Source organism: Vibrio crassostreae (assembly GCF_024347415.1).
Taxonomy (GTDB): domain Bacteria; phylum Pseudomonadota; class Gammaproteobacteria; order Enterobacterales; family Vibrionaceae; genus Vibrio; species Vibrio crassostreae.
Genome location: NZ_AP025477.1, coordinates 900,846 through 914,452 on the forward strand (window position 1 = coordinate 900,846; position 13,607 = coordinate 914,452).

A 13,607-nucleotide genomic window follows, 5' to 3' on the forward strand; every position below is an offset into this window, starting at 1 on the left:
TTATTGATTGGCTGTGTGTTTAGTTGCGCTTGAATTGAGTTGTGGTTGGTTTACTTGGTATTCAAAACCACTGACCAGTGACGCGAGCTTGCTGTTCACGATATTGAGATCGGTAATCAAACGCTGTTGCTCTAGTTTCAAAGCAAGCTCATCCGCCGTTGCAGAAATCACATCGTTAAATTGGGCGGTGTTGTTTTGATAACCTCTTTCCACCGCACTAATACGAGCGGCAGTTTGAGGTAACAAGGTTTTTTGGTAACGTTCTAATCGCTGGATCAGGTTTGATCTGTCCACCAGCAATGCGTTCACTTGTGCGTTCATTTGGGAAAGTAAGGTGTCTTTTTGAGATTTAGCTGCGCCAACTTGGTACTGAGCCGCAGACAAGTTCTTGTCTTGTCGGTTGCCCGTAAACAGAGGGATATCAACTGTGAGATAAGCACTAACAAGATCAGAGGCAGGTTCGCCAGCCATGTTGTTCGCTTGTCGATGGGCATACATCACTTCCACACCAAACTGAGGTGTATACGCTTGCTCAGCTAGCTCAACCTGAGTTTGATTGGAGGAGATACTGACATCGGAGATCTTAACCAAAGGATGGTCAGTCAGTAACTGGTAGTGCTTGGTTGAATCGATATTGGTCGCTAATTTGCTTTCCAACAACGACCAATCGATTTGGTTAGTTGCATTCAGTACGCCCTGAGAATCAAGAACCTGAGAGCCTAACCAATCAGAACCCAACCATTCAGACAACTGAGAGATGAGACGGTGTTGAACTTGCTGATTGGCTTGGAGTTTTTCATCAAGCTTACTGACTTGTAGCTGAGCATTAAGTAGGTCTTGTGCTTCACTTTTGCCTATCGAGTAATTGGTTTGCACATAGTTTTCTAACTCAACCAAGAGGCGTCGGTTTTCACGCATCACACCTTCAGCGACTTGCTGATAGCCCAGTTCAAGCCATAGCTGCGTCATGCTGTTAGCAACGGTAAGCTCGCGAGCCTGCACTTGAAGAGCTAACCCATCCGCTTGCTGACCAGCTTTTTTCTGCTGAAGATCGAGTGTATTACCACGCTCAAATTGCTGCATTAGACCAACCGAAATATTGGTCATTGGGTCTTCATCAAACTGGAAGCTATCGACGGGCAATCCACCAAATCCGACTTTCAATTTCGGATCCATTAAGGTCGCGCTCGCAATACCGGTTTCTCGCATCGCCTGCGACTGAGCAAAGTACTGCTTGCGATTGCTGTCTTGGCTCAATGCTATCTCAATCAATGTATTGAGTTGCTGTGTTGAGCTCTGTTGATCAGCTTGTGTTGAAGCAGACGCAGCAGCTAAAGCACTGGTTGAAAGAAAAGCAGCACTCGAAACAAAGGCAACAGCGACCACGACACTCGCGTTTATTCCAAACACGGAGGTTGTTGGTTTTATATTCACAATGAATGTCCATATCTTGCGTTAAATAACGCATATAAAAGATTGGCGTATCAGATTTGTAGCTCTGATATCGTTATGTTTTTAGATATAGATTTATGCGGCAGGTGGGCGTAACAAAGACTGAGCACGCGTGACTTTTTGGCCAATAGTGACCGATTGAAAACGAGCTAATGAAAAGGAAAATTGATTAACGGCTTGAACAGCCTGAATTGGATAGGGACTTGCAGAACACATTGAGGCACAGCAATCGGCACTCGAACAATGGTTACCCATCATCGAACTGCCGTCTTCGCTCATTGAAGACATATCGCATTGAGCCATCAAAGCATGGGCACTCATGTTAGAGTCTTCAGCGTGTACTTTTTCACTCATCACATGACACCCTGCCATTGAATCATTAACCGAAGTATCGCTGTGGTAACAAGCCGATTTGCTCGACCCCATTTCCATCATCATTACTTCAGTCATCAAGGCTGAGGAGCTTGAGGCATAGCTAGACATCAACATCGCAATGATGCTGAAAACAATAATCCAAGTTTTTCGGAATGTGTTTGTCATAGTTTACCTTTGAATTTACACCGCAACTATAAACGTTACCCTTAGGGTAAGGTCAAGTTCATTACTCAATATCTTTAACCAATAACCGAATGAATATTCAACACGCTTTACACTAAAGTGAGAGAGTCGTTTGATTTAAGGGAATTTTCTTTAAAAATTATCTCATTAGCTCGCTAAACCTCGATCTGTGTATTTTACTTAGATAAGAATAATAGAGATTCACGGATGAAAAGATGACTAAAAAAAACAGCGTCAAAAAAAGCGAAAAGCTCGATAAAAAAGAGCAAACTAAAACCCAGTCCGCAAATACTGTAAAACAGAAAAAACCTAAGAAAGTTCGATTGCATTCGAAACTTAAGGTCAATGTACCTCTGACTCAGTCTTTAATGCTCATTCTACCGTCGCTCGCTAAACACGCTTCAGCTGAAACGGTGAGCCCAACGGATAATTCCACATTGGCTCATCAAGATTCCACCAACAATCAAGAAAGTGCAGTTCATCAAAGCGCTGATATTTCTAAAGACGAAAATAAAAAAACCATAACAAGAAATATTCACGATTCAGATGCTATTGTTGGTCAAGAGTCCTCTTCGACGGGAGGTGAAACGACGCTAAGACCTTCACATCACCTTTCTAGCTCGTCACACCCTCAAGCTCATTACATCCCCGCAAGTTCGATTCCTTCTATCGAATCGGGAGGCATAACGGCACCTACTAACAATGTTCCGACAACACCGAGCCTACCAGTAACCTTTACTCCGGAAGTGATCAAAGGAATATATGGGGAACTGCACGTTGATTCGGGTGGTAAGTACACCTTTGTATTGAACCCTCTTTCACCTCAATACGTTTTGCTACACCAAAATCAACCCGGCACAGATAAGTTCGTGCTGCACTTATCAAATGGGTCTAGTGTTGTCGTTCAAATACCCGTTACTGGTAAGCAAGACGTTCCTACCATTTCTGGAGATTTGCACGGCATAGTGACCGAAGATAGCAACGTGGATTCTCACGGGTTACTGAATGCAGCAGGTAAGATTGATGTCGTCGACCCCGACCATGATCAAAGCTCTGTGCTTGCTGAAACGATTACCGGAAAATATGGCACGCTGACTATCGACTCTAACGGTGCATGGCACTATCAAGTCGACAATTCACTTCCCAATATCCAAGCGTTGACCTCACTCACTAGCCTCCATGAGTCGTTTACCATTCACACCAAAGATGGCACTCCTCAAGCGCTTGAAATGACAATTGGCGGCATTGACGACAACGCAGTGGTCACGGGGTTAGATACTGGGACTTTGATCGAAGACTCAACATTACACGCTCATGGACAATTAACGGTTTCTGATCTGGATTTAAACCAAGATCACTTTCAATCCGAACAACTTCAAGGCCATTGGGGCAGCCTATCCATTCAACCAGACGGTTCTTGGACTTACGATTTAGACAACACAAACCCGAAGGTACAATCGTTATCGAAAGGCTCCACAGTGACAGACATCATCACTGTTCACTCTGCTGACGGCACACCACACCAAATTACGTTAACGATCAATGGTACTAATGACAAAGCAGTTATAACTACAGGTTCGGGAGGCTCTCCTCATTCATATTTGATGGGCAGAGTTAAAACAATCGACGGCCAAGTTACCGAAGAAACCAACCTGACGGCTTCAGGTGTGCTTAACGTAACTGATGTCGATGCTAATCAAGCTCATTTTTCTAATACTGATATCAAAGGTGCACTAGGTACGCTTCATTTAACCGATAATGGTATTTGGACATACACCCTTGATAACAAGAATCCAACAGTTCAAGCTTTGGGTAAACGTCATTCCGCAACAGATACAATTACTATTCATTCTGCAGACGGTACGTCACATCATATTAATATATTCGTCAATGGTACCAACGACGGAGCCCTAATTAGCGGTACTGACACTGGTAAAGTAACTGAAGAAACGATGTTAACTACGTCGGGGCAATTAAAAATCACAGATGTCGATACCGGTGAAGCGCATTTTTCAAATACGGATATTGCGGGTGCTCTTGGTACGTTACATCTTACCGATACTGGTGGATGGACTTACGATCTTGATAATACAAACCCTACCGTTCAAGCGTTAGGAAAAGGTTCAACCGCAACTGACACGATTACCGTTCATTCTGCCGATGGCACGCCGCATCAAGTGACTATCACAGTAAATGGCACTAATGACAAAGCTACTGTCAGCAGTGCGACCGTTGCTATCAATGAAACCGACAAAGCGGTAACTACTTCAGGAACATTGACTAGTACCGATGTTGACAATCCAGATAACACATTTACGCCAGACTCCATTGTTGGATCTAATGGTGATCTCACCATTGATGCCAATGGCCAATGGACCTTCACCGCCAACAGCGCGTTTAATCAATTGAATGTCGGCGATAAGGTCGAAGAAACCTTCACTGTGTCGTCTGTTGATGGCACACCGTCGACCATCAAGGTCATGATTAACGGCACCAATGACAAAGCCACTGTTAGCAGTGCAACCGTCGCTATAGATGAAACTGATAAAGCAGTAACGACATCAGGCACGTTGACCAGTACCGACGTGGATAACCCAGATAATGCGTTTACTCCGGATTCGATTACTGGCACCAACGGTGACCTGACTATTGATGCCAATGGTCATTGGTTCTTCACCGCTAACAGCGCATTTAATCAATTAAACGTCAGCGATAAAGTCGAAGAAACCTTCACGGTGTCGTCTGTAGATGGCACACCGTCCACCATCAAAGTGACGATTAACGGCACTAACGATGCCGCTACTGTCAGCAGTGCGACCGTTGCTATCGATGAAACCGACAAAGCAGTAACGACTTCAGGAACATTAACTAGCACCGATGTCGATAATCCGGATAATGCGTTCACTCCAGACTCCATTGCAGGCACAAATGGCGACCTCAACATTGATGCCAATGGTCACTGGGTATTCACCGCTAACAGCGCGTTTAATCAATTGAATGTCGGCGACAAGATCGAAGAGACCTTCACTGTCTCGTCTATTGATGGCACAGCGTCAACGATCAAAGTGACAATTAATGGCACCAATGATAAAGCGACGGTCAGTACCGCAACGGTCAGTGTGGATGAAACTGACAAAGCGGTAACGACATCAGGCACGTTGACCAGTACTGACGTGGATAATCCAGATAATGCATTCACACCGGATATTATTTCAGGCACCAACGGTGACCTGACTATTGATGCTAATGGTCATTGGGTCTTCACCGCCAACAGCGCGTTTAATCAACTAAATGTTGGCGATAAAGTAGAAGAAACCTTTACGGTATCGTCGGTTGATGGCACAGCGTCAACCATCAAAGTGGCGATTAACGGCACTAACGACGCCGCTACTGTCAGCAGTGCGACCGTCGCCATTGATGAAACCGACAGAGCGGTAACCACCTCAGGCACCCTAACCAGTATCGACGTGGATAACCCAGACAATGCGTTCACACCCGATTCCATTTCCGGTACCAACGGTGATCTCACCATTGATGCCAATGGTCATTGGGTATTCACAGCTAACAGCGCGTTTAATCAATTGAATGTCGGCGATAAAGTCGAAGAGACCTTCACTGTCTCGTCTATTGATGGCACAGCGTCAACGATCAAAGTCACGATTAATGGCACTAACGATGCAGCGACAGTCAGTACCGCAACAGTCAGTGTGGATGAGACTGATAAAGCGGTAACTACCTCAGGCACGTTGACCAGTACCGATGTGGATAATCCAGATAATGCATTCACACCGGATTCGATTACTGGCACCAACGGTGACCTGACTATTGATGCTAATGGTCACTGGAGCTTCACCGCCAACAGTGCGTTTAATCAACTGAACGTTGGCGATAAAGTCGAAGAAACCTTCACGGTGTCGTCTGTAGATGGCACAACGTCCACCATCAAGGTGACGATCAACGGCACTAACGATGCCGCAACTGTCAGCAGTGCGACCGTTGCCATTGATGAGACCGACAAAGCAGTAACGACATCAGGAACGTTGACTAGTACCGATGTAGACAACCCAGACAACACGTTTACGCCAGACTCCATTGTTGGATCTAACGGCGACCTGACTATTGATGCTAATGGGCATTGGGTGTTCACCGCCAACAGCGCGTTTAACCAATTAAATGTCGGCGATAAGGTCGAAGAAACCTTCACCGTATCTTCCGTTGACGGCACACCTTCGACCATCAAAATTACGATCAATGGCACTAACGATACTCCCGTCATTAAAGCGCAATCTCACTCGGTTATTGAAGGGGGGAGCCTCTTAAATGGACAAATGGTTGGCCATGATATAGATGCAGGTGGAACATTGACTTACAGTGCACCGCAAGTCGATGGCTTAGTGATCAACCCAGACGGCAGTTACAGCTTCAACCCTAGTCACTCCACTTATCTGTCTTTAGCTTCGGGCATAACAAAAACACTCACTATTCCTGTAACAGTGACTGATGAACATAATGCGAGCAGCACACAAAACCTTTCAATCATAATCACCGGGGTAAACAACTCTGCAACGGTAAGCGGTGTCGACTCAGGAGATGTCACTGAAGGCAATGCAGGGCAAGACATGTCCCCAGATTATGCTCAACCTGGCATGGCATTCCTTGGCCGAAGTACCATACATACCACTGGCAAGCTCAATATTACCGATGTCGATACAGGCGAAGCGGAATTTGACACTCACGGCATTGGGTTTACTTATTCAGGTCAATACGGCGACCTTCTTCTGAACAAAGATGGTAGTTGGTCATATCATGCTGATACCGGTCAAATTCGCAGTACAGGAGGGCTAACCAGCACCCGTGGCACAACGATTGACCAACTGGGGGAAAATCAAACTCTCACAGATACGGTTACCGTATTTACCAAAGATGGAACCTCTCATGACATTGTTATTACCATCCATGGTAGCAACGACCGCCCTTATTGCGCTTCAGAAGTACAGTTAAACTCAGGGAAAGAAGACTTAGCTCAGACCATTACTTCCACTGAACTGTTAGCAAATACCGTAGATGTGGACGCTAATGACGCAGGTCAACTCTCCATTACAAATCTACACGCTGACCATGGTTCAATTCGCGATAACAATGATGGGACATTTACCTTCACTCCAAATTCGGATTACAACGGTAAAATTCAATTCAGTTATGACGTTAAAGATGCACATGGCGGTGTGACATCAACTTCAGCCTCTCTTGATCTTGCACCAGTTGACGATGCCGCTGTCATTACCGGACAACATGCCGGTGATATTACTGAAGACAATTTGCAATCGTACCAGAGCGCACTAACTGTAAAAGGTCATTTGCATGTTGTTGATCCCGATGGTGGTGAGGCTCAGTTTACCAGTGTTACCAAAATAGATGACCCTTACAATACAACTCAGAATGGCTTATCTATCTCGCCAAATGGAGCTTGGTCCTATGACGTGAACAACAACTTAAGCTCGGTCCAGAATATGGCAGAGGGCGAAACAAAAGATATTGTGTATGAAGTACAAACGGTTGACGGTACCAAACAACGTATCACGATTACGCTTCACGGCACAAACGATAGCCCAATCTTGCAGTTTACTAGCTATGGCAGTGCAAGTGCAGGTTCTAATCCTATAAGTACCGATGAAGACAAGGCCATTACCATTTCTATCGATCGATTTGTAGGAGCAGGAAAAGATATTGACCATGGAGATACCCTCCATATTGAGCAATTACAAGTTGATCATGGAAAAGCTGTTTTATCGGCCGATGGTCAAAGTGTCATCTATACACCAGAAAAAGATTTTAATGGTCACGCAACATTTACCTATCAAATTGCCGATAGTCATGGCGCTTTGGCAATAAACCCTGCAACAGGACACCCAGGGCTTTCAGGGATGATGATTGATGTGAATGCAATGCCAGACAATGCCGTTATTGGCGGTGATATCACTGGTGGCGTTACCGAAGACAAAATGATGGGAATGGCGCTTCTCCAGGCTCATGGAACCCTAACTATTACCGATCCCGATGCGGGAGAGGCACAATTCTTACCCAATGATGGCGTACACAATAATGGCTACGAAACAGCTATGGGTGGTCTTGTAACGATTAATCCTAAAACAGGTGATTGGTCCTATGTGGTTGATAATTTTAAAACCGAAGTGCAGTCTCTTGGAGCAACAGAAACAGCAGTGGACACGGTAACGATTCACTCAAAAGACGGTACTGCTCAACAAATTCAAATTACTATCCATGGCGTAAATGATAATCCTACAGTCTCATCAGTGGTTACACTCGCTTCTGGAACTGAAGATACTGATCAAACAATACAAGCATCAGACCTTCTTGCTCTTGCGACAGACGTCGACAAAAATGATGCGGGGCAATTAACGCTTGGAGCAATTTCTGTTGATCATGGAAGTATTACCGATAATCACGATGGAACCTATACACTCCATCAAGAAGCGAACTATAACGGACAGGTTTCTCTGTCCTATGATATCAAAGATATTCATGGCGGTTCAGTGGCCACTTCTGCTTCTCTTCAGCTAGCTGCTGTGAACGATAATCCCGATGTACAACCTTTAACAGACCGTGTTATTGAGGGAGCGACATCACCACACCACCTAGATCTGCTAGCAGGCGCAACAGATAAGGAAGGAGACGCTTTAAATATAGAGCAGCTATCTTTTTCAGTAGATGGCGGAAAAAGCTCTCAATTGCTTCCATCTGGACTATCAATCGCTAAAGATGGTCATACTTTACTGGTCGATGCAACCGACCCTGCATTTAACTACCTCAATGCTGGTCAGCCATTGAACATAGTGGCGTCTTACCTTGTGAGTGATGGTCATGGTGGCCAAACTCAGCAAACCGCTGTTCTTACAATTGAAGGGACAGATGACAAAGCGGTACTAGTCTCGAATGTCATACAAATGAGTGAAACAGATGCATTACAGAGTGAGTTTACTCGCTATCAAGGTAAGCTGCAGATAATCGACCCTGATACTGGCGACAATACTCAATTTCAATTTGGCGGTGTTTATATAGGGCAAGGGTTTCCCCCTGGTGAACTTGATATATGGCCTGATGGGTCATACTCATTCCATTTAGAGACAGCTCTTAATCGCCATGCTGATGACTTGGTCAGTAGCTTACACCAAGGGGAGTCAATGGAATTCCCTTATACTGTTAAAACCACTGATGGGCAAACAGTGACTATCATGGTGAAAGTCATTGGTGAAGACAGCCAAGCAAGAATCGAAGTCGGTCGTTATTCAAGCGTTGACAACCACGTAACTGAAGACCACTTTACTCCCGGAAGTACCCATAACCTAATAAGTAGCAGTGGTCATTTACATGTTATCGACCCCGATCATGATCAAGCTGGTTTTATAGCACAAAACATCAATACCCCGGAAGGTGGTCATTTTCATATAAATGCTCGTGGAAGTTGGGCTTACAATATAGATAACAGCAAGTTACAACACTTAGGTGCTGGTGAAAGCTACCAGAAAACATTCACCGTAGAATCCATTGATGGTAGTGCCCATCGAGATATTACTGTCACAGTGCATGGTACCAATGATAATCCCGTTATCTCCTCCGCAATATCTTTACCTGCTGGAGTAGAAGATACAAAGATCATTCTTACTTCACCTCAACTGCTTGCAAATACTACGGATATTGATGACAACGATGCAGGCCAGCTTTCAATAGCCAATTTGCAAACCGACCACGGATCCATTTTAGCCAATACCAATGGCACTTTCACCTTTACCCCAGAAGCTAACTACCACGGACAGGTAAAATTCACTTATGACGTTAAAGATGCACATGGTGGCATTACACACACAAGTGCGAGCACAACATTGGCAGCGGTTAATGACGCAGGTGTAATCACAGGAGATAAGTCAGGAACTATCACCGAAGATAGCCACGTACAAGGTGATGCTCAACATACGATTTATACCGTTGGAGTTCTTGATGTCACCGATCCCGATGCTGGGGAAAATCATTTCCATGAAAGCCATAATGTGCATGCTCTCCATGACCCATTTGGAGGATCTTTCACCATAGGAAAAGCTGGAGATTGGAGTTATTCCGTTCCTAATGCCAACGTCCAGCACCTTGCTAAGGATCAGGTAGAGACAGTGCAATACGAAGTGATCACACAAGGTGGCGATAAACAAATCGTTACAGTGAGCATCCACGGCACCAACGATGATCCAATACTTTCAATCACGCAGACTACGCCAGTTACAGGTACCTTGACTGAAACAGATGTCGATGTAAAAGACACGCATTCTTTCTCAGTGGTTAGCCCTACCGGACAGTTTGGTGACCTTTCGGTTGATCCAACCTCTGGCGCTTATGTTTACACTCCAAATTCTTCTGTTTCAGGCATGAGCTATAATTCAGCCACACACACCTACCATGGCGCTGATGTGTTTGAAGTTAAAGTTGCGGATAATCATGGTGGTGAGTCATCTAGATTCCTCACCTTTGATACCAATGGACAAGTCAATCTGATTACAGGGCAGCAACCAACTATCACCACAACAGTACCACAAAACCCCATCGTTACGACGGCGCAACCAAGCCTTCCAACTAGCAGTAACACGCCACCAAGTAATACGGTTACTGTAGATTTGGTGGCTTCAAGTGATAGCGGAAAATCGGATACAGACAACCTTACAAACAACAATACGCCAACAATAACGGGTCACACTGACGTCCCTTACTCACAAGTGACTATTTACGATGGTTTAACCCCGATTGGACATGCGGTATCTGATGGTTCAGGTCAATACAGTGCTGTGGTCACCAACTTAACGGATGGCGATCACAATCTATCCGCCAAAGCTCTGGCTCCTTCTTCATCGTTGCCTGCAACGTCGCCACTACTTTCAGTACATGTTGATACCACTATTGCTCCGCTGACTATCGAGTTAACTCATGACACCGGCAGTAACGCTTCTGACTCGATTACTAGTGGTGGCGCATTAACCATTACCGGGCAAGAAGCAGGCGCAACCGTTGAATATTCAACGGACAATGGTCAAACATGGACATCGAGTTTCACGCCACAGCAAGGTTCAAATACCGTAAGTGTGAGACAAACTGATACCGCAGGTAATGTGTCCACCAACACGTCATTGAGTTTCACCCTAGATAATTCGATTGCAGCACCAACGGTGTCATTGGTCCAGGACACTGGTCGACATCTAATCAATACACCAGACTTAATCACTCAAGACTCTCAGCTTTCCATTCAAACGGAAGCGGGCGCGAAAATAGAATATTCCAATGACGGTGGGCACAGTTGGACGGCTGTATTTAACCCAGCAGAAGGTGTAAACAACCTACAGGTAAGACAAACTGATATCGCAGGTAACGTATCGCCAGCGACTCATTTTAGCTTTACGCTAGATACAACCCCCGGCACAGTAACCGTAAATCCAATATCGCAAGATAATGCGTTAAATGCGGCTGAGAACAACCAACCACTGGTGATCACGGGAACAACTTCGAACGTCGATCCTGGTGATGTCGTGTATGTTATCGTCGGTAATAACCATTTCTATGACGCAACCGTAAAATCAGATGGTTCATGGTCATTGACCCTAAGTGCATCTGCTCACCAAAGTATTTTGGCGGCTGACCACGATTACCCAATACAAGTGGGATCCGTGGATGCAGCTGGCAATTCAACCCCTCGTATTTCGACTCATTTGTTAGTCGATACACAAAATCCAATTCCACATATCGCTGTTGATTCAGTTACGCAAGATAACGTGCTTAATGCCCTTGAGTCGGGGCAAAGTATACCGATAACAGGCACGGTGACGGGTGATTATCACACAGGTGATACTGTAAGCTTGAAAATAAACGGAGCGAATATTCCGTCTCTCACGGGCACCGTTGATGCGGCTGGGCATTTCTCAATTCCTGTTGCAGGTAACGTATTGGAACGTGCCAATATCCATACTAGCTATGCAAGTGGGCAGGCGGCACCCATACACTCTATTGAAGCCACAATACAAACGACCGATGCGGTAGGAAATACAGGAAGTGCTACCACTGGTTCGCAAGTGTTCACCGTTGATACACAAATACACATTGGCATTCATACCGACCCTGTCACTGTTGATAACGTGATTAACGATCAAGAGTCCTATTCATCCGTTGATATCACCGGTTCCGTTTCTGGTGATTTTAATACTGGAGATGTTGTCACTTTAAATGTAAATGGCATAAAACATACTGGCGCTGTCGATTCACATGGGCACTATTCAATTGCTGTTCCTGGTAGTGAATTAATTGCAGATGCTGACCAGAAAATTGAAGCCTCAATAGCCGTTACAGATAGCGCAGGTAATAGCGCACACGCCACCACCGATGTGGTTTACCAAGTCGACACTCAGGTAAGTCTCCCTACGATTACTTTTGAAAGCGCAGGCGCAGACAACTTATACAGCAAAGCTGAAATTGCCCGTGGTGATGCAAACACGATCACAGCAACCATTACGCCTCCTGGTGATGCAAAAATTGGCGAGCATATCAATATCAATGGTGTTGACCATGTGCTCGATGCCCACAGTCTACAGAATGGGTTACAAATAGAAGTTGCACCAGGCTCTCATGTACAAGTGACCATGACTGACGAACACGGTAATACCGCGGGTAGCCAAGGCTTTGCTGCCAGTGCCATACCTGATCCGATCATAGTCAAAGCGCCACCGGGAAGTCACCAAGTGTCCGGTTCACTGGGTACACCGCCACTACTCCCATCTTTAACGCCAGTGCCAACTGCACAACATGGTTGGCGGATTCATCTTCCAGATGGGAGTTATGTAACAAGCCATCACGGTCAATATGGAACATTAACCATTGACCCTCAGACTGGTGATTTACACTATCAAGAACAGGCAAATGTACACACAGGGCCACATGGCAGCGCTTCTGGTATTGGCCAACATGAAGACAAGTTCGAAGTTGCATTACAAGGGACAAATCAAGATGAAGTGGTTGCCCATGTGAACGTTCAAATACTCAGCCACGGCCCGGGAAATAGCGGTAAACTGAATATAGGTACCGAGGTGGTTGATATGACAATAACCCCTATTACCCATACCTCACACCCTGCTCCACCACCGCCTCCTCCGGTGTTACATGACGAGCCTGACATGTCTTCGCAAGCAGACTTTACCGTTACGCAAAGTGATGACAGCTATCTAGATTTGACTCAGCACGCTCACCAAGTACCAGACCAGAAAACCAGTCATCATGGTGCAGCAGCTTATCTGGATGCCTTGGGCATTAAACCCGATGCGACATCGACAACGGTTGACGATCAACCTGCTGATATGGACATCGTACTAGCACAAGTCGACCAACAAGATGCAGCAACACATGACCAAGCGCACTTAGATATGTCAGACGCGCTTGAACACCATGATGCAAATATCAACCATAACCAAGATGATGAGCATCACCATCACAACGACGTAGACGGGCTGCCGGACATAGACCCTAATCCATAACATCAACATCAAGTAAGTAAG

Annotated in this window: 3 protein-coding genes; 1 reads left to right on the forward strand and 2 read right to left on the reverse strand. The window is 45.3% G+C overall.

Annotated features, from left to right (window positions below):
• Nucleotides 1–1,428, reverse strand: coding sequence for a TolC family protein (locus OC193_RS19815; protein WP_048662643.1), 1,428 nt, complete (start codon nt 1,426–1,428; stop codon nt 1–3).
• A 99-nt stretch (nt 1,429–1,527) separates the two neighbouring features.
• On the reverse strand, nt 1,528–1,992 hold the full coding sequence (locus tag OC193_RS19820) for a hypothetical protein (protein WP_048660012.1): 465 nt from the start codon (nt 1,990–1,992) through the stop codon (nt 1,528–1,530).
• 233 nt (nt 1,993–2,225) lie between these two features.
• Between OC193_RS19820 and OC193_RS19825 the strand changes: the two genes are divergently transcribed.
• The gene (locus tag OC193_RS19825; protein ID WP_048662579.1) at nt 2,226–13,586 is read left to right on the forward strand and encodes a VCBS domain-containing protein; all 11,361 of its coding nucleotides are present in this window, start codon (nt 2,226–2,228) and stop codon (nt 13,584–13,586) included.
• Nucleotides 13,587–13,607: the final 21 nt, after the last annotated feature.